Origin of the sequence: Pseudomonas sp. X4 (assembly GCF_040784925.1) — a bacterium.
Lineage (GTDB): Bacteria > Pseudomonadota > Gammaproteobacteria > Pseudomonadales > Pseudomonadaceae > Aquipseudomonas > Aquipseudomonas putida_Z.
On sequence record NZ_CP160798.1, the window covers coordinates 4332753 to 4356980 of the forward strand.

The following is a 24228-nucleotide window of genomic DNA, read 5'->3' on the forward strand; positions in this document are numbered from 1 at the left end:
TTCTCATAAATGATAATTAGCCTGGCAGGAGCGTGCATGACCCCGATCTACGACACCCTGATCATCGGCGCCGGCATTGCCGGTGCATCTCTGGGCTATCGCCTGGCCGGCCAGCAGAAGGTGCTGCTGCTCGAGCGCGAGGCACAGCCTGGCTACCATTCCACCGGGCGTTCGGCAGCCATGTTCATGGAGGCCTACGGCACCCCGCAGATCCAGGCGTTGACCCGCGCCAGCCGGGCCTTCTACGAAGCACCACCGCAGGGTTTCTGCGAGCACCCGCTGCTTGAACCGCGTGGCTGCCTGTACGTCGCCAGCCTGGAACAGCGCACGCTGCTCGAGCAGACCCTTGCGCAGAACCTGGTCAACGGCACCGAGGTCAGCCTGCTCGACCGCGACGCCGCCCTGGCCCTGGTGCCGAGCCTGCGTGGCGAGAACCTCGCCGGCGCGGTGCTCGAGGCGGGGGCCATGGACCTGGACGTACATGCCCTGCACCAAGGCTTCTTGCGTGGCTATCGCGCCGCTGGCGGCGAACTGCGCTGCAACGCCGAGCTTGTCCAGGCCTGGTATCTGGATGACCTGTGGCAGGTGCAGCTGGGCGATGGCAGCCGCATACAGGCGCGCCAGCTGGTCAATGCCGCTGGCGCCTGGGCCGACCGTGTGGCTGAGCAGTGCGGCGTGGCGCGTATCGGCCTGCAACCCTGCCGGCGCAGTGCCTTTACCTTCCCCGGCCCGGCAGACCAGGACTTCGCCCGCTGGCCGGCAGTAATCGGCGTAGACGAAAGCTTCTACTTCAAGCCCGACGCCGGCCAGCTGCTGGGTTCGCCGGCCAATGCCGACCCGGTCGAACCCCAGGACGCCGCGCCCGAGGAGCTCGACGTGGCTTTGGGCATCTACAACATCGAGGCCATGACCACCCTGGCGATCCGCCGGCCGAGCCACACCTGGGCCGGGCTGCGCTCGTTCGTCGCCGACGGCGACCTGGTGATCGGTTTCGATGTGCACGCGCCAGCGTTCTTCTGGCTGGCGGCACAAGGTGGCTATGGCATCCAGTCGGCTGCGGGCGCCTCGCGCCTGGCTGCCGACCTGCTGCTGGGCCAGCCCCTGTGTCCTGGCCTTGTCAGCCAGGGGGTGGCGCCCGAGCGCCTGTCCCCGGCCCGTTTCCAGCAATCCTGAAAGGAGCATCCCATGAGCAATGATATCCAGCGTTTCCCCAGCAGCCTGCCGTTCCCGTTCTCCCGTGCGGTGAAAGCCGGCGGCTTCCTGTTCCTGTCCGGCCAGGTGCCGATGAGTGCCGGCGGCGAAGTGGTGCGCGGTGACATCCAGGCCCAGACCCGCGCCGCCTGCGAGCGCATCGCCGAAAGCCTGGCGGCCTGCGGCGCGCGTTTCGACCAGGTGGTCAAGGCCACGGTGTGGCTGTCGGACATGAGCCACTTCGCCGGCTTCAACGAGGTGTACAAGGAGTTCTTCGGCGCAGCGCTGCCGGTGCGCTCGACCGTGGCCTCGGCATTGGCGCTGGGGGTGGATGTGGAGATCGAAGTGCAGGCGTTTGTCGGCGACACCTGACCGGGCAGAAATCTGCGCATGAACAACTGTCTTGCGCAAAACCTGCAAGATTGCCTGGCCCTGTGGGAGCGGGTTCACCCGCGAACACCGGCGTAGCCGGTGCCATGCAGCGCGGTGCCTGCTTCGCGGGTGAACCCGCTCCCACAGGGCCAGCGTTGCATTCAAGGACGGTGGATTACCTGTAGGAGCGGCGGCCTGAATTGCCCGCCAAAAAGCAAAACAACAATAAATCCAGAGGTTCACATGCAAGAGCAGCTGAAGATTGCCGGCGCGTTTGTCGGCGTGATCGTGGGGGCGGGGTTCGCTTCGGGGCGGGAACTGTTGTTGTTCTTTGTCGATTTCGGTGTGTGGGGGCTGGTCGGTGCGCTGGTCAGCGCAGCCTTGTTCACCTTCCTCGGCATGGCCCTGGCGGGGCTGGGCAATCGCCAGCAGGCCACTTCGCACAAGGACGTGATTCAGGCCATCTGCGGCCGTCACCTGGGCCTGTTCGTCGACTGGCTGATCACCTTTTTCATGTTTGCCGTCACCGTGGTCATGCTGGCCGGTGGTGGTGCCTTGCTGGAGCAGCAGTTCGGCATCCCGGCGCTGGCCGGCAGCGTGATGGTGACGCTGGTGGTGGTGGGCATCGTGTGCCTGGATGTGCGCAAGGTGATCCTCGCCATTGGTGCCATCACGCCGTTGCTGATCCTGGTGGCCTCGGCGATTGCGTTGTACGCCGTGTTCAGCCGGGAGCAGAGCTTCGCCCAGCTCGACCAGCTGGCCAGCCAGCAACAGGCGGGCACCCGTCACTGGCTGCTGGGGGCGTTCCTGTACGTGTCGTACAACATCGTTGCCGGCGCGCCGATCCTGGCCATCCTGGGCGGCTCGGCCAAGGGCGAGAGAACGGCGGTATGGGGTGGGTTGCTCGGTGGTGCAGCACTGGGCGGACTGATGCTGGTGATGAGTGCCGGGCTGTTGTCGCGCCTGGACAGCGTGGCTGACCTGCCGATGCCGATGCTGTCGATCGCCAACGAAGTATCGCCACTGCTGGGGCTGGTGATGTGCCTGATCATCTTCGGCATGATCGTCAACACCGCGGTGGGTACGTTGTTCTCGTTTCTCTCGCGGCTGATGCCGGCGGGGACGGCGAAGTTTCGCTGGGGCTCGGTGGTGACCGGGGTGGTGGCATTCGGCTGCAGCCTGGTGGGGTTCATCAGCCTGGTGGGTGAGGTGTACCCGCTGTTCGGTTACCTGGGCTTCGTGCTGATGGCTGCGGTGCTGCTGGCCTGGGTCCGGCGGAGCAAAGTGGTTAAAGCGGCGGTGGCGTAGGGGGCTGCTGCGCAGCCCGATCGCGACACAAGGCCGCTCCCACAAGGATCGCATGGCACCTGTGGGAGCGGCCTTGCGTCGCGATTGGGGCGCAGAGCGCCCCCTTGGGCCATCAGATCCTGAAGCTGCCTACCAGCTGCTTCAGACGCCCGGCCTGCTGGGCCAGTTGGTCGCAATGGCGCAGGGTCTCGTTGAGGTTCTCCACCCCTTGCTGGTTCAGGGCGTTGATCTGGGTGATGTCCAGGTTGAGGCTCTCGACCACGGCGGTCTGCTCTTCGGTAGCGGTAGCCACCGATTGGTTCATGCCATCGATCTCGCCAATGCGCTGGGTCACGCTGGCCAGGCGCTCGCCGGCCTGGTTGGCCACCTGCACGGTCTGCTCGCTGGAAACCTGGCTGGTGTTCATGGTGTGCACCGCTTCGCGCGAGCCTACCTGCAGGCTGGTGATCATGCGGTGGATTTCTTCCGCCGACTCCTGGGTGCGGTGCGCCAGGTTGCGTACCTCGTCGGCCACCACGGCAAAGCCACGGCCGGCCTCACCGGCACGGGCTGCTTCGATGGCGGCGTTCAGCGCCAGCAGGTTGGTCTGCTGCGAGATGCCCTTGATCACGTCGAGGATCTTGCCGATTTCGTCAGTGCTGGCGTTGAGCGTTTCGATTTGCGCGCAGGACTCGCTGATGCGCTGCGACAGGGCGGTCATGGCGCTGATCGCTTCTTCGACCACTTCACGGCCACCGTGGGCCTGCTCGCTGGCACCGCTGGCATGCTGCGAGGCATCGGCGGCGTTGCGGGCGATTTCCTGGGTGGCGGCACCCAGTTCGTTGATCGCTGCGGCCACGCTGTTGGTGCGCATGCTTTGCTCTTCGGAACCGGTGATCGACGCATTGGAGGCATTGACCACCTTTTCCGACAGGTCGTGCACCAGGCGGGTTGCCGAGGACACTTCGCTGATCGAGGCATGGATGCGCTCGACGAAGCGGTTGAACGAAGTGGCCAGTTCGCCGAACTCGTCCTTGTTCTGCACGGTCAGGCGGCGGGTAAGGTCACCTTCGCCCTCGGCGATGTCGCGCATGGCGCGGCCCATGGTGGTCAGCGGGCTCATCAGCACCGGGATCAGCAGGCCGAGCAGGCCGGCGATGGCCGCCACGGCGATCAGCATGGCGATGATCGCCGAGGTGCGGAACTGGCTGAGCGCGGCGTAGGCCTTGTCCTTGTCGATCGACAGGCCGATGTACCACTGTGCCGAAGGCAGGCCGGCCACCGGGGCGAAGGAGATGATGCGGTCCTGGCCATTGAGGGTGACATCCTGCATGCCGGCGGCGACTTGCAGGTTGCTGCCGGGGTAGATGTCCTTGAGGTTCTTCATCACCTGGTCTTTGTCGGGGCTGACGATCACCTGGCCATTGCTGTCGGCCAGGAAGGCGTGGCCGATGCCGCCGAAATCGACCGAGTTGATGATCTCGACCAGGGTGTCGAGGGTGACGTCACCGCCGACCACACCGATCAGCTCGCCATTGCCCTTGCTTTTCACCGGCGTGGCGATGGTGACCATCAGGCCGCCGACAGCACCCTGGTACGGGGCAGTCAGCACGGTCTGCCCGGCGCTTGCCGCGGCGCCGTACCAAGGGCGCTGACGTGGGTCGTAACCGGCCGGCATCTGTGTATCGGGGCGCTGGGTGAATACACCGTTGGCCTGGCCCAGGTAGGTGAACAGGAAATTGCGCGTATAGGACGGCTGCTCGATCAGCCCGGCCAGGGTGTCGCCGGCACCTTGCTGGGCGATGTCCTGGGCCAGGTTTTCCAGGACCAGGATGCGCCCGCTCATCCAGTTCTGCACGCTGCTGGCGGTCAGTGCGCCGGACTGCTGCACCGAAGCTTCGATGTTCTGGCGAATGGTGTTGCGTTGCAGGTAGTCGTTGTAGAGCGTGAACAGGGCAAATGCCAGGACCACGACGCCGCAGGCGCTGAGCAGGATCTTGTGGCGAAATTTCAGGTTCATGTTTCGAGACCTTGGGCCAATGAGGGGAGGGCGCATCGCGCTCATGACGCATTGCGCAACCTATCGTTCGGGATATCGGCTCAAGGGGTAAAAGATTGAAGTGCTTACAGAAATTTCTTACGGTCATTTCGACGGACGGCATTCACTGGCTACACAACTGCTCGATCAACAGGCGTGCAGCCTGCTGCAACGGTTGTTGCTTGCGCCAGAAGATGTGTACCGGCAACTGCAGCTCGTTGCGGGTGTTGCGAAAATCCAGGCGCACCAGGCGCCCGCTGGCCAGCAGTGGCGCGACCCGCGACAGCGGCAGGTCGCCCCAGCCCAGGCCGGCCTCCACCATCTGCAGGGCGAGGTCGAAGCTGTCGGTTGACCAGTGCGTGGCGCCTATCAACGGGCGTGGGTCGGCCAGCGGCAGGTCACGGCTGCGCACCAGGATCTGGCGCACCCGGGTGAGGTCTTCGAGGTAGTGGATACGCCCCTCGCGCAGGGCCGGGTGGGCGGGGGACAGGGTGGCCACCAGCGACTCCATGCCGATGTGCTGGAAGCCGCGCCGGGCATCGACCTGCAGCCCGGCAAAGGCCACGCAGAGGTCGGCGCGGCCGCTGTCCAGCAGGCGCACGGCCTCTTCCTGCGGGGCGCTGAGCAAGGCGATGTCCAGCAGCGGGTGCCGCTCACCCAGGCGAGCGATGGCCGCCAGCAGCGGGCGGTGGTCGATGTCCGGCACCACCGCCAGGGTCAGGCTGCTCTCCAGCCCTTGGGACAGCTCCAGGGCATGCACCTGCAGCAGCCCCAACTGCTCGGCGATCAGCCGGGCATGGGGTTCCAGCGCCATGGCCTGGGCGGTCGGGCGGACTTCCCGCGGGCCGCGTTCGAACAGGGGGTAGCCCAGTTCGGCCTCGAGGTTGCCGATGGCCATGCTCACGGCCGAAGGCACCCGCTGCAGGGCGCGCGCGGCGGCGGAAAACGAACCGCGGTCGAGCACGGCGAGAAACAGCTGGATATTGTCGCTGGAAAAGTTCATGGCAGTCTCCTGTCAGTAGATCTGACAGCTGCTGACTTTTGCTGTCAAGCATGATGAAGCATGATCGCGCCCCATCGCTTTTGTCATTGGAGGTAACCCCGGGTGCAGGGACTCAAACGCAAACTGGTCTACGTGACTTTCTATGAACTGATCGGGCTGTGCATGTCGACCCTCGGACTGGCCTACCTGTCGGACACCCAAGCGTCGCATACCGGGCCTCTGGCGGTGATGATCACCACCATCGCCATGCTCTGGAACCTGATCTACAACACCCTGTTCGAGTGGTGGGAGAGTCGCCAGGCCAAGCGCGGGCGCAGTGTGGCTCGGCGGGTGGCGCATGCCATCGGCTTCCAGCTGACCCTGGTGGTGTACCTGATCCCGCTGATTGCCTGGTGGCTGGACATGACATTGCTGGAGGCGTTGCTGGTGGACATGGCGTTTATCGTGCTGGTGCCGTGCTACACCTTTGCCTACAACTGGGCGTTCGACCGGATCTTTGGCTTGCCCAGTTCTGCGTTGGCTACGACCTGATGCGTTACCTGTGGCGGCCTCTTCGCGGGTAAACCCGCTCCCACAGGGATATCACAGGCCTTGAAGGCAGTGGGCGACCCTGTGGGAGCGGGTTTACCCGCGAAGAGGCCGGAACAGTCAACCACTAGGGTGGCAGGCGAATGATCAAAGGCTCCTGCTGCTGCTTCACCTGCTGCTCAACCGGTTGTTCCGCCGGCCGCGGCGCACTGGCCAGCAAGCTGTCCTCGACCTGCCCCGACAGGTAGTACACCCCCGACATGGCCCCGCTCTGGCGGTTCTCCATCAGCTCCTGCCATTCCTGGTTCAGCGCCACGTTGAGGATCACCCGCAACTGCTCGACCATCTGCGGGTGTTCGCGGTCATGGGTCATCATCCCGTAACCGGCCGCCGCAATCGAAATCATCGCCCCCGCCACCTTGCCCACCGCCGACGCCACGGCACTGGCGATGCCGCGCGGGGCCAGGGTGGCGCCGAGCTTTTCGCTGGCCTGGTTGGCCACCGAGTTCAGCCCGACATCGGTCCTCCCGGGGCCTTTGCTGGCCTGCTGGTGCAGGTGCTGGCGCATGGCTTGCCAGGCCGGTTGCTGGGCCAGCGACTTGGCCCGTAGCAGTTGGTACAGGCTGGCATTGCGCGCATCCGGCGGCCCCAGGGCGATTGCGGGAATGCGGTTGAGGCGCTGGCTGAACTGCTCGGGGGGCGCGTTGTAGCGGCTGATGATGGCCGGCAGCTGCTGGCCGAGCAGTTGCAGGTACAGCTCGCTGGCACGGTCGCGGATGCCTTCGGGGTTGATCTGCTCCGCCACCGGTTCGATCACCCGCTTGTGGTACTGCTCCTGCAGGTACAGCGCCAGGCGCTTTTCCGCCGGCTCCCGGCCTTCACCACTGTCGATCTTGTACCAGGCCACCTTGAGGGTCAGCCACTGCTGGGTCCAGTAGCCGGTGAACCAGGGGATGAAGTCGCTTTCGGTGCGCTGCTGTACCTGTTCCTTCCACACCCGCATGGAGCGCCGGGCATAGTCGTTGGCCGAGCTGGCGGCGCCGAGCGAGGCTTCGATCAGTTCCTGGTCGATGCGTTGCCAGGCGGCGGGGGTGAGCACCACCGGTGGTGGCGGGACAGGTGGGGGCTTGCCTGCGCAGCCGGCCAGGGCCAGCAGCAGGCACAGCAGCAGGAGGACTCGAGTGCTCACGCAACCGCCTCCCTGATAGAGGCTGGGGTGGTTCTCGGAGTATAGGGTGGGGTTGAGGGGGCTGCCGTGCAGCCCATCGCCGGCAAGCCAGCTCCCACAGGGACCGCGATGACCTCGAGAACAGCGCGAAACCTGTGGGAGCTGGCTTGCCGGCGATGGGACGCGCAGCGTCCCCGATTACTCTAGGTCGAGCTTTTCTTCCAGGCGGTCGAGATGCTTGTGCATCAGCCCCAGTGCCGCCTCGGCATCGCCGTGCTCCACGGCATCGATGATCGCCGCATGTTCCTGCCACGCGCAGTGGTCGCAGCATGGCGACTCGTAGCGGGCGATGATCAGCGAGGTCATCGGCACCAGGCCGTTGAGGAACCGTGCCAGTGGCGCATTGGCGGCCACCTGTGCCAGTTTCAGGTGAAACTCGCCGCCCAGGCGGATCGCCGCACAACGCTCGCCGTTCTCATGGTGCTGGCGCTCGCGCTCCACCAGTTGTCGCAGCTGGCGAATCTGTACAGGCCGGGCGCGTTGCGCGGCCAGGGTGATCAGCGTGGTTTCGGCCAGGCGCCGGGCGCTGAGCACCTGGCGGGCCTGCTCCGGGTCGGGTGCGGCCAGATGCGCAGTGTGGCTGGGGCGCTGCACCACCACCTGCTGGTCGGACAGGCGCCCGAGCACGCGGCGGATCACTGTACGGCTGACGCCAAAGGCGTGGCCCAGCGCCTGTTCGGGCAACAGGCTGCCAGGTGGCAGGCGCTGTTCGAGAATGGCATCGAACAGCCGCGGGTAGATCTGCTCGGCCGACAGGCGGGTTTCGCCGGCCGCGAGCAGGGCCGGCAAGTGAGGGGCGGCGTTCATGGTCGCTCTCCTGGGGTCATGGATGCGGGTGTTCGTCCGGGATGTTCAACGGGATGCCCATGCGCAACCCTTCGGCCAGGATGTGCTGGCGCATCTGGGCACTGGCCTGGGCGCTGCTGCGCTCACGTATGGCGCGCACCACCGCTTCGTTTTCCTTCAGCCGCGCGGCCAGGTGCTCTGGCGAATTGCGCAGCATGTCGGCGCTCTGCTTTAGGGCATTGCCGGTCTGTTGCACCACGCTCTGGAAGATCGGGTTGGTGGTCAGGGCGAACAGCGCTTCATGGAAGGCGATGTAGGCCCTGACGCCGGCTTCGCTGTCATCGGCCTCCAGCGCTTCACGCATGTCCATCAGGGTCAGGCGCAGCTGGCCGATGTCCTGGCTGTTGGCCGACTGCGCCACCAGGCCGACGATGAAGGGCTCTAGGGTGTAGCGCAGCTCCAGCACGTCGGCCAGGCTGGCTGCGGCGCTGGTGTCCACGCCCGGTTCCTGGGCGGCGGCATCGGCATCCAGCACCAGCACGCCCTTGCCCGGCAGCGAACGCACCAGGCCCAGGGTTTCCAGCACGGTCACCGCTTCGCGCAGGCTGGGGCGGCTGATACCCAGTTGTTCCGCCAGCTCGCGCTGGCCTGGCAGCATGTCGCCGGTACGCCATTGGCCTCGGGCGAGGGCCTGGCGCAGTTTTTCCACCACTGAGTTGACGACGGTAGATGAGCTGATCACGGTTCGCTCCTGGAAGGGCCGGCATCAGTGCCGGCCACGTTCGCTCAGAATTCCTGTTGATGGGGGTTGGGCTGCTTGCGTGGCGTGGGGGCGAAGCCGGGTTTGCCGTCGAGCACGTTGTGCGCGCGTTCCAGGTCGATGTCCTTCTCCCAGCGGGCGATGGCCACGGTGGCCACGCAGTTGCCGATCAGGTTGGTCAGCGCCCGGCCGATGCCCATGAACCAGTCCACCGCCAGTACCAGTACCAGGCCGACCACCGGGATCGCCGGCACGGCGGTCAGGGTAGCGGCAAGGATCACCAGCGCCGAGCCTGGGATGCCGTGAGCGCCCTTGGAAGTCACCAGCGATACCAGCAGGATGGTCAGCAGGTCGGTCATTGCCAGTGGCGTGCCGGTGGCGTTGGCAATGAACACGATGGCCAGGGTCAGGTAGATGGAGAAACCATCGAGGTTGAACGAATAGCCGGTGGGGATCACCAGGCCGACGGTGGAGCTGCCGATGCCCAGGTGCTCGAGCTTGCGCATGATCTGTGGCAGTACGGCATCGGACGAGGCGGTGCCCAGCACGATGGTCAGCTCTTCACGCAGGTACTTGATCAGTGGCAGCAGCTTCAGGCCCGACAGGCGCATGACCGTGCCCAGCACGATCAGTACGAAGCCGGCACAGGTCAGGTAGAACAGCGCCACCAGCCCGCCCAGGTGTTGTAGCGATTCCAGGCCGTACTTGCTGGTGGTGAAGGCGATGGCACCGAACACGCCGATCGGTGCCAGGCGCACGATCATGCCCATGATGCGGAAGATCACGTGGCTCAGTTCGTTGATCAGCCGCGAGATGCCGGCTGCCGAGTCACCTACCAGGTTCAGCGCGCTACCGAACAGTACCGAGAACAGCAGCACCTGGAGGATGTTGTTGTCGGCAAAGGCGCCGATCACCGAGGTGGGGATCAGGTCCATGAAGAATGCCGTGGCACCGTGGATGTGCTGGCCGCGCTCGGCCAGGCTGCTGGCGTCGGCGCTGGACAGTTGGTCCAGGTGGATGTTGGCGCCGCTGCCGATGCCACTGGTGAAGGCGAACACCAGGCCGATCACCAGCGCCAGGGTGGTCAGCACTTCGAAGTAGATCACCGACTTCAGGCCGATGCGCCCGACCTTTTTCAGGTCGCCGGCGCCCGAGATACCGCTGACCACCACGCAGAACACGATCAGGCCGATGAGCATCTTGATCAGCTTGATGAAGCCGTCGCCAAGGGGTTTGAGTTGCAGGGAAAGGTCGGGGAAGCTGAGACCGCAGGCGATGCCGAGGGCAAGGCCGAGCACGACTTGAAGGAAGATCGAACGCGAGCACCATTTGAGCATGGGAGGGATCTCTGATCGGTGTCCTTGCTTCGGTAGCCGCACGGGGCGAAAGAGCGCAGGACTTAATTATTGTGGTCTTACCGGTTTGTTCAGCGCGAAGCCATGAAAGCGCGAAAAATCCGACATTGCAAGGATTTTTGGCCTTACCGGTCTGACCAGTTGTGGGGCAATCCAGCCTGCCTCGCTCTAATTCGGTGCGTCTGGTTGATCGGGCCGTAGTGCGGCCGTTCGCAGGTGAAGCGCTGCGGCGAACCGCGTGCGCACATGAATCAGATCAGGCTTTGGCCAGTGCCTCGGGCACCGTTGCAATCAGCTTGCCAAGCGCCATGCCGACTTCCATATTTTCGATAACACCATGATTCATAAGGGTTAGCATTATGCGGATGACCTCGTAGAATCCGCGCCCGGCGCAATGGCGCGACTCTTGATAGCGCGTCAGCGAGCCATTGGCTTGACCTCGGCCAGTACCGGGTGCGCGACCAGCTTGTCGATGTGCAGGGTGTCGTCGTTCATCCAGCTTTCGCTGAGCAGCCGGTAGTGTTCCATGTCGCGGCAGCGCAGGCGCAGGCTGTAGTCGAAGTGGCCGCTGATCAGCTGGCACTCGTGCACTTCCGGGCAGTTGCGCAGGGTGGCTTCGAAGGCCTTCTGCGCGGCCCGCCCGCTTTGGTTGGACAGGGCGACCAGCACCAGCAGCGACACCCCAGGCGCCACCTTCTGCTGGTCGATGATCGCCCCGTAGCCGCGGATCACGCCACGGCGCTCCAGCTTGCGTACACGCTCCAGGCAGGGGCGGGGGGTGAGGTGGACGAGGCTGGAGAGCTTCTCGAAGGTGATGCGGCCGTCATGGCGCAGGATGTCGATGATCGCTTCGTCGATGCGGTCGAGGGGGTGGGCGTTGGCGTCCTTGGTGTCCATGCGCTTGGGCTTCGTTCGGAAGAGGGCATGGGACAGGTTAGGCGGTAAAGGGGGCCGCTGCGCGGCCCATCGCGACACAAGGCCGCTCCCACAGGGATCGCGCATCCATTCGAAATGGCGGCGGACTTTTGTGGGAGCGGCCTTGTGTCGCAGAAAGGGCTGCACAGCAGCCCCAAGGTCTATCAGGCACAGACGGAGTTAGCCTTGTTTACTGCCCGCAACTCCACCACCCGCGGCTGCAACAACCCATACAAATCCTTCGGATCCTCCAGCACCGGCACCAGCCCGATGTCCGTGCCGATACCCAGTGCCTGCGCCGTATCCAGCACATAGCGCAAGGCCGAGTAATCCTCCAGGGCAAACCCCACCGAGTCGAACAGCGTCACCTGTTCGGCGCGCTCACGCCCCTTGGCTTCCCCGGCAACCACACGCCAGAACTCGGTCACTGGCGAGTCAGCCGGCATCTGCTGGATCTCGCCTTCCACCCGGCTCTGCGGCTCGTACTCGACGATCACCCGGGCCCGCTCGACAATCGCCCGGTGCAGCTCGGTCTTGCCCGGGCAGTCACCGCCCACGGCGTTCAGGTGCATGCCCGGCTCGATCATCTCCGGGGTGATAATGGTGGCGCAGGCCTTGTCGGCGGTCACCGTGGTGACGATATCGGCCCCGCGTACCGCTTCGGCCACGGAGCTGGCGATGCTCAGCTTGAGGCCGGGTCGGTTGGCCAGGTTGGCGACCAATTTGGCCGAGGCGGCCGGGTCGATGTCGTACAGGCGGATTTCATCGATGCCCAGCAGGGCATTGAAGGCGATGGCCTGGAACTCGCTTTGCGAGCCATTGCCGATCAACGCCATGCTGCGGCTGTCTTCGCGCGCCAGGTAGCGGGCGGCCAGGGCCGAGGTGGCGGCAGTGCGGATGGCGGTGGTCAAGGTCATTTCGCTGAGCAGCAACGGTGCACCGGTATCGACGCTCGCCAGGGCGCCGAAGGCCATCACCGTGGGCAGGCCATGGCGAGTGTTCTTCGGATGGCCGTTGACGTACTTGAAAGCGTAGCGGCTGGCGTCCGAGATTGGCATCAGCTCGATCACGCCATCCGCTGAATGGTTGGCCACCCGGGCACACTTTTCGAAGACAGGCCAGCGCAGGTAGTCCTGGCGGATGTACTCGGCCATTTCCAGCAGGCACGTGGGCAGGCCTTTGCGGTTGACCAGGCGGGCCAGGTCTTGCACATCGATATAGCGGGTCATGAGGGGTCTCCCTGCGGTCGACGCTTCCAGAGTGGGCTCTGGTTTCATTGTGCGGCGGGTGGGGAGGTAAAGCTGGCTGTAATGGGTTGTGGCGGCAGCGGCTTTGGCTGATTTCGCTGCGCTGGCAGCCGAATCGGCTGTGGCTGCCTGGGCCGGCCCTATCGCCGGCAAGCCGGCTCCCACAGGGATATCACAGGCCTTGAGAGCGGCGCTGTAGGAGATAGCCCAGCCCTTTGGGCCGTGCTGTCGCACAGATAACTGAATTCGCGAGCGATCCTCGTACCCTGTGGGAGCGGCTTTAGCCGCGAAGAATCCAACGCGGTGCATGGCACCGGCTGCGCCGGTGTTCGCGGCTAAAGCCGCTCCCACAGGGTCCCTGCTAACTCAATGACTTATGTGCAGTTCTATGAGAGCTGGCTTGCCGGCGATGAGGCCAGTACAGGCAAAGGCAATCATCGCTCACGCAACCGCTTGTACAGCGTGGTGCGGCTGATCCCAAGCCCGCGCGCCACCGCCGACAGGTTGCCGTTGGCTTGCTCCACCAGCGCGTGCAGGTCCGCTTCCTCAGTGGCATGCAGCACGGGGGCCTGCAACTCGGCCAGAAATCCTGCAGGCAGGTGCTCGACGCCAACCGGCCCATTACCCGCCAAGGCCAGCGCCACCTGCAGCACACTCACCAGCTCACGCATATTCCCCGGCCAGGGGTGCTGATCGAGCAGTTCGATAATGGCCGCAGGCAGCCGCGCAGGCTGCCCGGGGTCGCGGTAGCGCGCATGCACCTGCTCGATCAGTTGCCGGCGGTCACTGCGCTCGCGCAGCGGCGGCAACACCACCGCCAGCCCGGCGATGCGGTAATACAGGTCCTGGCGAAAGCGCCCGGCGCGCACTTCTTCGGCCAGGTCGCGGTTGCTCGCCGACACCACGCGGATATCCACCGCCACCGGTTCGCCGCTGCCCAATGGCTGGATGCTGCGCGTCTGCAGCACGCGCAGCAGGCGGGCCTGGGTGGGCAACGGCATGTCGCCGATTTCGTCGAGGAACAGAATGCCGTGGTGGGCCTTGCGGATCAGCCCCGGGTTGCCCTTCTGGTGGGCACCGGTGAACGCGCCCTTGTCGTAGCCGAACAGTTCCGACTCCACCAGCTCGGCCGGGATCGCCGCGCAGTTGACGGCGATCAGCGGCTGGCTGGCGCGGCTGCTGGCCCGGTGCAGGGTATCGACGAATACCTCCTTGCCTACGCCGGTCTCCCCCTGCACCAGCACCGGGATGTCCTTTTCCAGCAGCAGGCCGGCCTGCGCCAGGGCCTTCTCCAGGCGTGGTTCGGCGCTACTGGCGGCGGGGCGGCTGGGGGCCTCGCGCGGCGGCTGCCACTGGCAATGAAAGCGGTTGCGCCCGGTGGCTTGGAGGGCGAAGGGCTGTTGCCGGGGATGGCTGAGCAGCTGTTGCAGGGGCAACTGGAACAGTTGCGCGATGTTCTGCTGCAGCGGGTTGCCCCCGAGCAGGGTGTCGGCCCGGTGATTGGCGGCCAGCACCTGCCCGTGCTCATCGAACACCAGCAGGCCGGCCCAAGGGCTGTCGAGGTTGTCGGAGGCGCTGTTGAAGATCAGTTGCGCGTGCTGGTCGGCATGCTTGGCGAGGATCAGGCGGTTCTCCAGGCTCTGGCCCATCATGCGTACCAGGCCCAGGGTCTGGCTGGCGGGCAGGTAGCCGTCGCTGGCCACATCGAGCACCCCGACCAGCTGGCGCTCGGCGTCGAACAGCGGCGCGGCGGCGCTGGACATATAGCGGTTCTGGCGCAGGAAGTGCTCGTCCTGGCCAACGTGAATCGCCTCGGCGCAGACCAGCGCGGTGCCCAGCGCATTGGTGCCGACACCGCGCTCGTGCCAGTGGGCACCGGCGCTGAAACCATGCTGCTGGCGCGGCTCGATGAACCGCCGCGAGCCCCAGCTGTCGAGCAGGCAGCCACTGGCATCGGCCAGCATCACCAGGTAGCTGGCATTGCCCAGCAGGTGCGCATATTGCGGCAGCACCGCTTCGCGGGTCAGGCGCAGCAGGGCCTGGCGCTGCTCCAGCAGGGCGTTCAGCTCGGCGCGGGTCAGGCAGTCGAAGTCCGGGGCGTGCTGGGGTTGCAGGCCGTGGTCGCGGCAGCGGGCCCAGGAGGCCTGGATCTGTTGGGCGTGGGGCGAAGCGGATGCGGCCATGGGCCTGTCCTGTGTGATTGTTGTCATGGGGCCGACCGCTGTTCAGTGTCGTGCACGGTTGTTCAATGTCAAACCGGCAAGTGTTCAGTTGTTCAGTGCTTGTGTTCACTTGTGAACCTGCGATTGGCCGGTGTGGCCAGCAAGGCCCCGGGCCAGACGGTCGCGGCGCAACTGGCACGAAACTGGCTGTGCCCGGCAGACAAAAACCACAAGAAGGCCACGCCATGTCCCTGGTGCTGGAACAGGTCAGCCGCAGCGTCGACAACCAGGCCTGGATCGTCGATGCCTCGCTGCGTTTCGAACCCGGCTCGTTCAACGTGCTGCTGGGCCGCACCCTGGCTGGCAAGACCAGCCTGATGCGCCTGATGGCCGGGCTCGATCGCCCGGACCGGGGGCGGGTGCTGATGGATGGCCAGGACGTGACTGGCGTGCCGGTGCGCCAGCGCAATGTGTCGATGGTGTATCAGCAGTTCATCAATTACCCGACCCTCAGCGTGTACGAGAACATTGCTTCACCGCTGCGCCAGGCACGCATGGACGAGCCCCAGATTTGCCGACGGGTGCAGGAAACCGCCGAAATGCTGCGCATCGAAGCCTACCTGCAGCGCCTGCCGCTGGAGCTGTCCGGTGGCCAGCAACAACGCACGGCAATGGCCCGGGCGCTGGTCAAGGATGCCTCGCTGATTTTGTTCGACGAGCCACTGGTCAACCTCGACTACAAGCTGCGCGAGGGCCTGCGCCAGGAACTGCGCGAACTGTTCGCGGCACGCCACTGCATTGCCGTGTATGCCACCACCGAGCCCAACGAGGCGCTGGCTCTGGGCGGTACCACCACCCTGGTGCATGAGGGCCGTATCGTCCAGAGCGGGCCTACCGCCGAGGTCTACCAGCGCCCGGGCAGCGTGCTGGCTGCCGAGCTGTTTTCCGAGCCGCCGATCAACCTGGTGCCTGGCCGTATCAGCGGCAACGACGTGAGCCTGGCCCAGGCCGTGCACTTTGCCCGCAATGCCGACTTGCAGCCGCTTGCCGAGGGTGACTACCGCTTTGGCGTGCGGCCCAGCCACATCAGCCTGGTGCCGGCCCACGACGACGACCTGGAATTGTCGGTGCTGGTGGAACTGGCCGAGATCAGTGGTTCAGAGACCTTCCTGCATGTGCGCAACGAACACTGGCGCATGATCCTGCACCTGCCAGGGGTGCACGAATACCAGGTGGACACTCCGATCCGCGTGTTCATCCCCACCCACAAGCTGTTCGTGTTCGACAGCGCCGGGGCGCTGGTGCAGGCCCCTGGGCTGCGCCAGGCAAGGAGAGGGTGATGGCCGAGATCCGCCTGCGCCAACTGGCGCACAGCTACAGCCGCCAGCCCGTCAGCGAGGCGGACTATGCCCTGCACGCGCTGGAGCATGTGTGGGAGCAGGGCGGTGCCTACGCCTTGCTCGGGCCGTCGGGCTGCGGCAAGTCGACCTTGCTCAACATCATCTCCGGGCTGCTGACACCGTCCCACGGCGAGGTGCTGTTCGACGGCAAGTCGGTCAACCAGCTGTCACCACAGGCGCGCAACATCGCCCAGGTGTTTCAGTTCCCGGTGGTGTACGACACCATGACGGTGTTCGACAACCTGGCGTTTCCCTTGCGCAACCAGGGGCTGGATGAAGCCCGGGTGCAGGCCCGGGTGGAGGAAATTGCCGAGGTGCTCGACCTGTCGGCCGTGCTGCGCAAGAAGGCGCGCAACCTCAGTGCCGACGAAAAGCAGAAGGTCTCCATGGGGCGTGGCCTGGTGCGCGATGACGTGTCGGCGATCCTGTTCGACGAGCCGCTGACGGTGATCGACCCGCACCTGAAGTGGAAGCTGCGGCGCAAGCTCAAGCAGATCCACGAGCAGTTCAACATCACCATGATCTACGTCACCCACGACCAGTTGGAGGCCTCGACGTTCGCCGACAAGATCGCGGTGATGCACGGCGGGCGCATCGTTCAGTTCGGCACCCCGCGTGAACTGTTCGAGCGGCCGCGGCATACCTTCGTCGGTTACTTCATCGGCAGCCCGGGGATGAACCTGATCGAGGTACGCGCCGAAGCGGATGGGGTGGTGTTCGGCGATATTCACCTGGTGCTGCCCGGGCAACTGCGGGAGCACCTGCGAGAGCGCCTGGCGGCCACAGGCGGTGGACGCCTGCAGGTAGGCATCCGCCCGGAATTCGTGCAGCTGTGGGACAGCCCGTTCGATGACGCCTACCCGGCACGGGTGCTGGACGTCGAGGACCTGGGCACCTACCGCATCGTCACCCTCGAACTGGGCGGTGTCGCGCTCAAGGCGCGCCTGGGCGAGGACCGCCCGCTGCCGGTGGCCCAGGCCTGGGTCAGCCTGCCGGCGCAGTGGCTGATGCTGTACGTCGACGATGTACTGCTGGAGGCCGGGCCATGAACAAGGTGCCCAACAACAAGGCCTGGTGGCTGGTGCTGCCGGTGTTCCTGCTGGTGGCATTCAGTGCGGTGGTGCCGATGATGACGGTGGTCAATTACTCGGTGCAGGACATCTTCGACCAGTCCAACCGCTACTTCGTCGGCGCCGACTGGTACCGCCAGGTGCTGCGCGACCCGGCGCTGCACGATGCGCTGCTGCGCCAGTTCATCTATTCCGCCTGCGTGCTGCTGATCGAGATCCCGCTGGGCATCGCCATTGCCCTGACCATGCCGACCAAGGGGCGCATGGCCTCGGTGTGCCTGATCGTCATGGCCATCCCGTTGCTGATCCCGTGGAACGTGGTCGGCACCATTTGGCAGATTTTCGGCCGGGCCGACATCGGCCTGCTCGGCGCCACCCTGGCCAAGCTCGGGGTCAGCTACAACTACGCTGGCGACCCGTTCGACGCTTGGCTGACCGTGCTGGTGATGGATGTGTGGCACTGGACATCGCTGGTGGCGTTGCTCTGTTATTCGGGGCTGCGCGCCATCCCCGACGTGTACTACCAGGCTGCGCGCATCGACCGCGCCTCGGGCTGGGCGGTGTTCCGCCATATCCAGTTGCCCAAGCTGAAGAACGTGCTGCTGATCGCGGTGATGCTGCGCTTCATGGACAGCTTCATGATCTATACCGAGCCCTTCGTGCTGACCGGTGGCGGGCCCGGCAACGCCACCACCTTCCTCAGCCAGACCCTCACGCGCATGGCCGTGGGGCAGTTCGACCTGGGCCCGGCGGCGGCATTCTCGCTGGTGTACTTCCTGATCATCCTGCTGGTTTCGTGGCTGTTCTACACAGCCATGACCCATGCCGACAAGGACTAGGCCATGAGCACGCGCAAATCGCTGGCCCTGTTGCTGTATTTCTTCTTCCTGCTGGTGCCGATCTACTGGCTGCTGAACATGTCGTTCAAGAGCAACAACGAAATCCTCGGCGGCCTGACCCTGTGGCCACAGGCGTTCACCCTCGACAACTACCGGGTGATTTTCACCGATGCCAGCTGGTACAGCGGCTACATCAATTCGCTGTACTACGTGTGCCTGAACACGCTGATTTCGCTGCTGGTGGCGCTGCCAGCGGCATATGCCTTCTCGCGTTACCGCTTCCTCGGGGACCGGCACCTGTTCTTCTGGCTGCTGACCAACCGCATGGCGCCACCGGCGGTGTTCCTGCTGCCGTTCTTCCAGCTGTATTCGTCGATCGGCCTGTTCGATACCCATATCGCCGTGGCCCTGGCCCACTGCCTGTTCAACGTGCCGCTGGCGGTGTGGATCCTCGAGGGGTTCATGTCTGGTGTGCCGAAGGAAATCGACGAAACAGCCTACATCGACGGCTACAGCTTCCCGCGCTTCTTCGTGAAGATCTTCATCCCGCTGATTGGCTCCGGCATCGGCGTGACGGCGTTTTTCTGTTTCATGTTCTCCTGGGTCGAGCTGCTGCTGGCGCGCACTCTGACCTCGGTGAATGCCAAACCGATCGCCGCGGTGATGACCCGTACCGTGTCGGCCTCGGGCATCGATTGGGGCGTGTTGGCGGCGGCGGGGGTACTGACCATCTTGCCGGGCATGCTGGTGATCTGGTTCGTGCGCAACCATGTGGCCAAGGGCTTCGCCCTGGGCCGGGTGTGAGGAGGGCAAGGCATGGAGTGGATGGCCTGGACCTTGCCGACGGCGCTGTTCTTCGCCGCCGTTGGCGTGCTGCTGCTGGGCATGACCCTGCTCGAACTGCGCCGCCCCTGCGTGGAGCGACGCGGCTTCCTGCCGCTGGTCACCAGCCGTGGCGACCGCTTGTTCATCGGCCTGCTGGCCAGCGCCTACCTGCATTTGCTGGTGGTTGGCGTCAGCGAGTGGCCATTGTGGGTGGCCTCGCTGCTGTCGCTGGCGTGGCTGGTGGTGGTGCTGCGCTGGGGCTGAGCGAGCGGCCCTGTGGGATAACTGAAACGGGAGATCACAATGTTCGACAACAAGTACAACAGGCGACATTTGACCCTGGCCGCGTTGCTGGTACTGGCCAGCGTGCAGGGCACAGCCTGGGCCGACCAGTACGAGGATGCGGCAAGGAAGTGGCTCGGCAGTGAGTTCAAGCCTTCGACCCTTACCCCTGAACAGCAGCTGGCCGAGTTGAAGTGGTTCATCAAGGCTGCCGAGCCGTTCCGTGGCATGAAGATCAACGTGGTGTCGGAAACCATCACCACCCATGAATACGAGTCCAAGGTGCTGGCCAAGGCTTTCAGCGAGATCACCGGTATACAGCTGACCCACGACCTGTTGCAGGAAGGCGACGTGGTGGAAAAGCTGCAGACACAGATGCAGTCGGACAAGAACATCTATGACGGCTGGGTCAACGACTCCGACCTGATCGGTACGCACTTTCGCTACGGCAAGGTGGAATCGATCACCGACCTGATGGCCAACGAAGGCAAGGACTACACTTCGCCGACCTTGGACCTGAAGGACTTCATCGGCATTTCCTTCACCACCGCGCCGGATGGCAAGGTCTACCAACTGCCCGACCAGCAGTTCGCCAACCTCTACTGGTTCCGTGCCGACTGGTTCGAGCGGCCCGAGCTGAAGGCCAGGTTCAAGGAAAAGTACGGCTACGAGCTGGGCGTACCGGTGAACTGGTCGGCCTACGAGGACATTGCCAGGTTCTTCACCGAAGACGTCAAGGAAATCGACGGCAAACGCGTTTATGGCCACATGGACTACGGCAAGAAAGACCCGTCGCTGGGCTGGCGCTTCACCGATGCCTGGTTCTCCATGGCGGGTGGCGGCGACAAAGGCCTGCCCAATGGTTTGCCGGTGGACGAATGGGGTATTCGCGTGGAGGACTGCCACCCGGTGGGGTCCAGCGTGACCCGTGGCGGCGACACCAACGGCCCGGCCGCCGTGTATGCCACGCAGAAGTACGTGGACTGGATGCGTGCCTATGCGCCCAAGGAAGCCCAGGGCATGACCTTCTCCGAAGCCGGCCCGGTGCCGGCCCAGGGTAATATCGCCCAGCAGATCTTCTGGTACACCGCGTTTACCGCCGACATGACCAAGCCCGGTTTGCCGGTGGTGAACGCTGACGGCACGCCGAAGTGGCGCATGGCGCCTTCGCCGAAGGGGCCGTACTGGGAGGAGGGGATGAAGCTGGGCTACCAGGACACCGGTTCGTGGACCTTCTTCAAGTCCACCCCCGAGAAGCAACGCCTGGCTGCGTGGTTGTACGCCCAGTTCGTCACCTCCAAGACCGTGTCGCTGAAAAAGACCATCGTCGGCCTCACACCGATTCGCGAGTCGGACATCAATTCCCAGGCCATGACCGAACTGGCGCCCAAGCTGGGCGGGCTGGTGGAGTTCTACCGCAGCCCGGCGCGGGTACAGTGGACACCGACCGGCACCAACGTGCCGGATTACCCGCGGTTGGCGCAGTTGTGGTGGAGCCACATCGCCGAAGTGGCCAGTGGCGAGAAGACCCCGCAGGAAGCGCTGGACGGCCTGGCCCGCGACCAGGACCGGATGATGGAGCGGTTGCAGCGGTCCAACGCCCAGGCCACCTGCGCACCGAAGCTGAACCCGGAGAAGGACGCCCAGTACTGGTTCGACCAGCCCGGGGCGCCGAAACCGAAACTGGCCAACGAAAAGCCCAAGGGCGAGACGGTCAGCTACAACGAACTGCTGAAGTCGTGGGAGGCGGCCAGGAAGTGACCGGCTGAATACCGCGCCGGCTTCTTCGCGGGTAAGCCCGCTCCCACAGAGATATCGCCATCTTCTGGGACGGCGCGCAACCTGTGGGAGCGGGTTCACCCGCGAAGAGGCCGGTGAAGCCAATGCATTGATCACGGGCAAAAAAAACGGCACCTGCCAGAGGTGCCGTTTTCATCTCACGCGGTATTACTTGTGCAGCTCTTCCGCCGCATACAGCGTGTTCTCCAGCAGGCATGCGCGGGTCATCGGCCCGACGCCGCCCGGCACCGGCGTGATCCAGCCGGCGCGCGGCAGGGCGGTCTCGTAGACCACGTCGCCGACCAGCTTGCCGTCTTCCTGGCGGTTGATGCCCACGTCGATGACGATGGCACCTTCCTTGATCCACTCACCCTTGACCAGGCCCGGCTTGCCTGCGGCCACTACCACCAGGTCGGCGCGGCCGACATGGCCGGGGAGGTCCTTGGTGAAGCGGTGGCAGACGGTCACGGTGCAGCCGGCCAGCAGCAGCTCCATGGCCATCGGGCGGCCAACGATGTTGGAGGCGCCGACGATGACCGCGTTCATGCCGTACAGGTCCTGGCCGGTGCTTTCCAGCAGGGTCATGATGCCCTTCGGCGTGCACGGGCGCAGCAGCGGGATGCGCTGGGCCAGGCGGCCGATGTTGTACGGGTGGAAGCCGTCCACGTCCTTGTCCGGGCGGATGCGCTCGAGCAGCAGCGAGGCGTCCAGGTGCGCCGGCAGCGGCAACTGCAGCAGGATACCGTCGACGGCCGGGTCGTCATTGAGGCGGTCGATCAGCTCGGTCAGGGCCTGCTGCGTGGTTTCGCTGGGCAGGTCGAACGCCTGCGAAATGAAGCCGACCTCTTCGCAGTCCTTGCGCTTGTGCGAGACATAGACTTGGGAGGCGGGGTCGGTGCCGACCAGGATCACCGCCAGGCCCGGCGTACGCAGGCCTTGCTGGCGACGCTCCACGACACGTTGAGCGATCTGCTGGCGCAGGCTGGCGGCGATCGCCTTGCCATCGATTAGGTGTGCAGTCATAGACGCGTGATTAACCATCGAGAAGGAAACAATTAAAGAGGGCGCATTCTCGCACGACATGGGCCAAGGGCAAAGGCGGGTGGTCGGGCAAATCCCCTAAGCCCTTAAATAATTTAAATTTTTTTGAGAAAGGTGTTGACGACTATCAGGCCCGCCTATAAGATTCGCCGCACTTGTCGGGCACAGCCTAGCACTGGTTGGCTAAGTCGGGCAGAATGAGTGGTTTAGCAGTTACCTGTTAAGGTCTCGTTCGGTTAGGCTTCAAGCTTAAGCGCCCGTAGCTCAGCTGGATAGAGCATCCGCCTTCTAAGCGGATGGTCGCAGGTTCGAGTCCTGCCGGGTGCGCCATTAGGCAGCTTTGGCAAGCAAGTAGGCTGTAATGCAATATGGTGGGCGTAGCTCAGTTGGTAGAGCGCTGGATTGTGATTCCAGTTGTCGTGGGTTCGATTCCCATCGTCCACCCCATATTCTTCAAAGGCGCCTCGATAGCATCTGGCGCCTTTGTTTTAAGCGTTACGCGGACGTGGTGAAATTGGTAGACACACTGGATTTAGGTTCCAGCGGCGCAAGCTGTAAGAGTTCGAGTCTCTTCGTCCGCACCATGCTTCTGTAAGGCTGTACCGCAACATCGCAAGACCGCAATATGGTGGGCGTAGCTCAGTTGGTAGAGCGCTGGATTGTGATTCCAGTTGTCGTGGGTTCGATTCCCATCGTCCACCCCATATTCTTCGAAGGCGCCTTGATCGTGAGATCGGGCGCCTTTTTGTTTTGCGCCCTGATCTGGCGCGCTGCGCTCAGGCGAGGGCAGGGCTGTTTTCCGGTACTAGGCGCACCTCTACGCGATGCCCGAGGGCGCGCGCTGCGCTGGCCAGGGTTGCCAGTGTCATGCCTGGGTCGTTCTGGTCGAGCGCCCGGTCAACCGCAGTGCGGCTGGTGTGCATGCGCTCGGCCAATGCCTTCTTGCTGATCTTCTGCGCTTTCATGGCATCGGCGATCTGCCAGGCGATCACGCGCTTCAGGGCGGCTGCGGATACCTCCTCTGCAAGGCCCTCGCCTGTCAGGAAGTCGTCGAAGTCGGAGCCGATATGTGTGGTCATTGCTTGTGCCTCTTTATGGCGGCTTGGCGCTGCCTGGCGGCGGCCAGGTCCGGCGCTGGTGTTTTCTGGCTCTTCTTGATGAAGCCGTGAAGCAGGACCATGGTGTTTCCATCCACGGTAAAAAGAACCCGGGCGATCGTGTTCTCAAGGTTGACCCTGGCCTCCCATAGGCCTTTCCCGAGCTTCCTGACAATGGGCATGCCTAGCGGCCATCCGATTTGTATTGTCTTGATCTCGGTTCCAATCAGGTGTTTGTGGGTGCGGGGGAGTGAGGTCAGCCATTCGCGTACAGGCTCATTGCCGGCTTCTGTGCGAAAGAAGCGGACTTCTAGTGTTGTTGCGTTCCTGTCCATGGAAGTGTACCAAAAAAGGTGCTCCATTCAAGCGCAGGGCAATAGCTTGTGCGATAGCGTGTTTCCCACAGTGCTGTAGGAGTGTTCGCCGGGTTGCAAATCAATCGATCCCGGCCCTTGCAATCCGCTGGTGACATCCCAATAAAAGCTGTTAGATTTCAGCCGGTTGAAACACCGGCCCATTTGGCCGGCAGAGGAACAGCCCGATGATCGCAAAAGAAGCCCGTCAGGCCCTGGCGCTACAGCGCTTTGCCGAGGCCAACCCGCAGCTGCTCGAAGAGATCCGTGAGCTGGATGCGCGCGAGCAGGCCCAGCAGATCGAGTGGGCGTTCGAGGATGCGGCCGAGGAGCAGGGTATCCAGCCTTGGGAGCTGGCCCTGCAACTGATCGCCGAAACCCCCGAGCAGCTGCAGGCCATGCGCCTGGAGACGCACCGCGAGGTAGCCGAGGCGCTGGGGATGGAGTGGGAGGAGTACTGCCAGTTCAACGAAATCGATCCTGAATAAAGGCAGCGAATTCGTTCCTGGTAGTTGTTTGACAAGGTATTTCGGCTGCAGGTCGCCCCGGGCGTCGTGCGGCCCCCATTGAAGCAGGCCCGGCGTTATGTCGTGCGGGCCTTGAAAGTTAATCGACCGGCGTGGTTTCCCGTCGTCCCGAGTGGGGTGACTTCTGCTGCGCGACTCACTAG

23 protein-coding genes and 4 tRNA genes are annotated in these 24228 nt (G+C 64.3%); 15 read left to right on the forward strand and 12 right to left on the reverse strand.

Annotated elements, in window-relative coordinates; translation table 11 throughout:
• Positions 1 to 36 precede the first annotated feature (36 nt).
• The 3 genes from ABX298_RS19355 (at position 37) to ABX298_RS19365 (ending at position 2871) form a co-directional block, all read left to right on the forward strand.
• Positions 37 to 1173 (forward strand): NAD(P)/FAD-dependent oxidoreductase, encoded by a 1137-nt coding sequence (locus ABX298_RS19355; protein WP_367393498.1) that lies wholly within the window; start codon positions 37 to 39, stop codon positions 1171 to 1173.
• 12 nt (positions 1174 to 1185) lie between these two features.
• Positions 1186 to 1563, forward strand: a complete 378-nt coding sequence (locus ABX298_RS19360) for a RidA family protein (RefSeq protein WP_075044522.1) — start codon at positions 1186 to 1188, stop codon at positions 1561 to 1563.
• 243 nt (positions 1564 to 1806) lie between these two features.
• Positions 1807 to 2871 (forward strand): hypothetical protein, encoded by a 1065-nt coding sequence (locus ABX298_RS19365; protein WP_075044523.1) that lies wholly within the window; start codon positions 1807 to 1809, stop codon positions 2869 to 2871.
• A 112-nt stretch (positions 2872 to 2983) separates the two neighbouring features.
• Here the strand turns inward: ABX298_RS19365 and mcpA are convergent, their stop codons facing one another.
• Positions 2984 to 4870: a methyl-accepting chemotaxis protein McpA gene (mcpA, locus tag ABX298_RS19370; protein WP_025338403.1), complete on the reverse strand. Its 1887-nt coding sequence runs from the start codon at positions 4868 to 4870 to the stop codon at positions 2984 to 2986.
• 142 nt (positions 4871 to 5012) lie between these two features.
• Positions 5013 to 5891 (reverse strand): LysR family transcriptional regulator, encoded by an 879-nt coding sequence (locus ABX298_RS19375; RefSeq protein ID WP_367393499.1) that lies wholly within the window; start codon positions 5889 to 5891, stop codon positions 5013 to 5015.
• 102 nt (positions 5892 to 5993) lie between these two features.
• On the opposite strand from ABX298_RS19375, the gene ABX298_RS19380 reads away from it, so the two are divergent.
• Complete coding sequence (locus ABX298_RS19380) at positions 5994 to 6422, forward strand: PACE efflux transporter (protein WP_075044526.1); 429 nt, start codon at positions 5994 to 5996, stop codon at positions 6420 to 6422.
• A gap of 124 nt (positions 6423 to 6546) precedes the next feature.
• On the opposite strand, the gene ABX298_RS19385 is transcribed toward ABX298_RS19380, so the two are convergent.
• The 7 genes from ABX298_RS19385 to ABX298_RS19415 form a co-directional block, all read right to left on the reverse strand.
• Positions 6547 to 7608: a hypothetical protein gene (locus ABX298_RS19385; RefSeq protein ID WP_367393500.1), complete on the reverse strand. Its 1062-nt coding sequence runs from the start codon at positions 7606 to 7608 to the stop codon at positions 6547 to 6549.
• Between the two features lie 177 nt (positions 7609 to 7785).
• Positions 7786 to 8454, reverse strand: a complete 669-nt coding sequence (locus tag ABX298_RS19390; RefSeq protein WP_025338407.1) for a GntR family transcriptional regulator — start codon at positions 8452 to 8454, stop codon at positions 7786 to 7788.
• A 16-nt stretch (positions 8455 to 8470) separates the two neighbouring features.
• Positions 8471 to 9175, reverse strand: a complete 705-nt coding sequence (locus ABX298_RS19395) for a FadR/GntR family transcriptional regulator (RefSeq protein ID WP_025338408.1) — start codon at positions 9173 to 9175, stop codon at positions 8471 to 8473.
• A 44-nt stretch (positions 9176 to 9219) separates the two neighbouring features.
• Entirely contained in the window at positions 9220 to 10530 is a 1311-nt protein-coding gene (locus ABX298_RS19400; protein WP_003260726.1) for a C4-dicarboxylate transporter DctA, read from the reverse strand.
• A 435-nt stretch (positions 10531 to 10965) separates the two neighbouring features.
• Positions 10966 to 11445: an Lrp/AsnC family transcriptional regulator gene (locus ABX298_RS19405; RefSeq protein ID WP_367393501.1), complete on the reverse strand. Its 480-nt coding sequence runs from the start codon at positions 11443 to 11445 to the stop codon at positions 10966 to 10968.
• Between the two features lie 182 nt (positions 11446 to 11627).
• On the reverse strand, positions 11628 to 12692 hold the full coding sequence (locus ABX298_RS19410; protein WP_075044528.1) for an ornithine cyclodeaminase: 1065 nt from the start codon (positions 12690 to 12692) through the stop codon (positions 11628 to 11630).
• 452 nt (positions 12693 to 13144) lie between these two features.
• Entirely contained in the window at positions 13145 to 14893 is a 1749-nt protein-coding gene (locus ABX298_RS19415; RefSeq protein WP_367393502.1) for a sigma-54-dependent Fis family transcriptional regulator, read from the reverse strand.
• A gap of 224 nt (positions 14894 to 15117) precedes the next feature.
• On the opposite strand from ABX298_RS19415, the gene ABX298_RS19420 reads away from it, so the two are divergent.
• The 6 genes from ABX298_RS19420 to ABX298_RS19445 are packed head-to-tail and all read left to right on the forward strand — an operon-like array spanning position 15118 to position 21049.
• Positions 15118 to 16212: an ABC transporter ATP-binding protein gene (locus tag ABX298_RS19420; RefSeq protein WP_367393503.1), complete on the forward strand. Its 1095-nt coding sequence runs from the start codon at positions 15118 to 15120 to the stop codon at positions 16210 to 16212.
• The gene (locus ABX298_RS19425) at positions 16212 to 17321 is read left to right on the forward strand and encodes an ABC transporter ATP-binding protein (RefSeq protein WP_367393504.1); all 1110 of its coding nucleotides are present in this window, start codon (positions 16212 to 16214) and stop codon (positions 17319 to 17321) included. The genes ABX298_RS19420 and ABX298_RS19425 overlap by 1 nt, the downstream gene beginning before the upstream one ends.
• Entirely contained in the window at positions 17318 to 18181 is an 864-nt protein-coding gene (locus ABX298_RS19430; protein WP_013971875.1) for a carbohydrate ABC transporter permease, read from the forward strand. Before ABX298_RS19425 ends, ABX298_RS19430 begins: the two co-directional genes overlap by 4 nt.
• Before the next feature lie 3 nt (positions 18182 to 18184).
• Entirely contained in the window at positions 18185 to 18985 is an 801-nt protein-coding gene (locus ABX298_RS19435) for a carbohydrate ABC transporter permease (protein ID WP_367393505.1), read from the forward strand.
• A gap of 12 nt (positions 18986 to 18997) precedes the next feature.
• The gene (locus ABX298_RS19440) at positions 18998 to 19270 is read left to right on the forward strand and encodes a DUF2160 domain-containing protein (protein WP_013971877.1); all 273 of its coding nucleotides are present in this window, start codon (positions 18998 to 19000) and stop codon (positions 19268 to 19270) included.
• Between the two features lie 39 nt (positions 19271 to 19309).
• On the forward strand, positions 19310 to 21049 hold the full coding sequence (locus ABX298_RS19445) for an ABC transporter substrate-binding protein (RefSeq protein WP_013971878.1): 1740 nt from the start codon (positions 19310 to 19312) through the stop codon (positions 21047 to 21049).
• 186 nt (positions 21050 to 21235) lie between these two features.
• Here the strand turns inward: ABX298_RS19445 and folD are convergent, their stop codons facing one another.
• Positions 21236 to 22090: a bifunctional methylenetetrahydrofolate dehydrogenase/methenyltetrahydrofolate cyclohydrolase FolD gene (gene folD, locus ABX298_RS19450; RefSeq protein ID WP_025338415.1), complete on the reverse strand. Its 855-nt coding sequence runs from the start codon at positions 22088 to 22090 to the stop codon at positions 21236 to 21238.
• A 271-nt stretch (positions 22091 to 22361) separates the two neighbouring features.
• On the opposite strand from folD, the gene ABX298_RS19455 reads away from it, so the two are divergent.
• The 4 genes from ABX298_RS19455 to ABX298_RS19470 all read left to right on the forward strand — a co-directional run bounded on the left by ABX298_RS19455 (position 22362) and on the right by ABX298_RS19470 (position 22812).
• A tRNA-Arg gene (locus ABX298_RS19455) sits at positions 22362 to 22438 on the forward strand.
• Positions 22439 to 22479: 41 nt separating this feature from the next.
• Positions 22480 to 22555, forward strand: a tRNA-His gene (locus tag ABX298_RS19460).
• A gap of 52 nt (positions 22556 to 22607) precedes the next feature.
• Positions 22608 to 22692: transfer RNA gene (locus ABX298_RS19465), tRNA-Leu, on the forward strand.
• 44 nt (positions 22693 to 22736) lie between these two features.
• Positions 22737 to 22812 (forward strand) — tRNA-His (locus ABX298_RS19470).
• 72 nt (positions 22813 to 22884) lie between these two features.
• Here the strand turns inward: ABX298_RS19470 and ABX298_RS19475 are convergent.
• Both ABX298_RS19475 and ABX298_RS19480 read right to left on the reverse strand, forming a co-directional pair.
• The gene (locus ABX298_RS19475) at positions 22885 to 23187 is read right to left on the reverse strand and encodes a Fis family transcriptional regulator (protein ID WP_317409484.1); all 303 of its coding nucleotides are present in this window, start codon (positions 23185 to 23187) and stop codon (positions 22885 to 22887) included.
• Positions 23184 to 23540, reverse strand: coding sequence for a type II toxin-antitoxin system RelE/ParE family toxin (locus ABX298_RS19480; protein ID WP_085692157.1), 357 nt, complete (start codon positions 23538 to 23540; stop codon positions 23184 to 23186). The genes ABX298_RS19475 and ABX298_RS19480 overlap by 4 nt, the downstream gene beginning before the upstream one ends.
• Before the next feature lie 206 nt (positions 23541 to 23746).
• Here ABX298_RS19480 and ABX298_RS19485 point away from each other — a divergent pair, with 206 nt between their 5' ends.
• On the forward strand, positions 23747 to 24046 hold the full coding sequence (locus ABX298_RS19485; protein ID WP_025338418.1) for a DUF6388 family protein: 300 nt from the start codon (positions 23747 to 23749) through the stop codon (positions 24044 to 24046).
• Positions 24047 to 24228 lie beyond the last annotated feature (182 nt).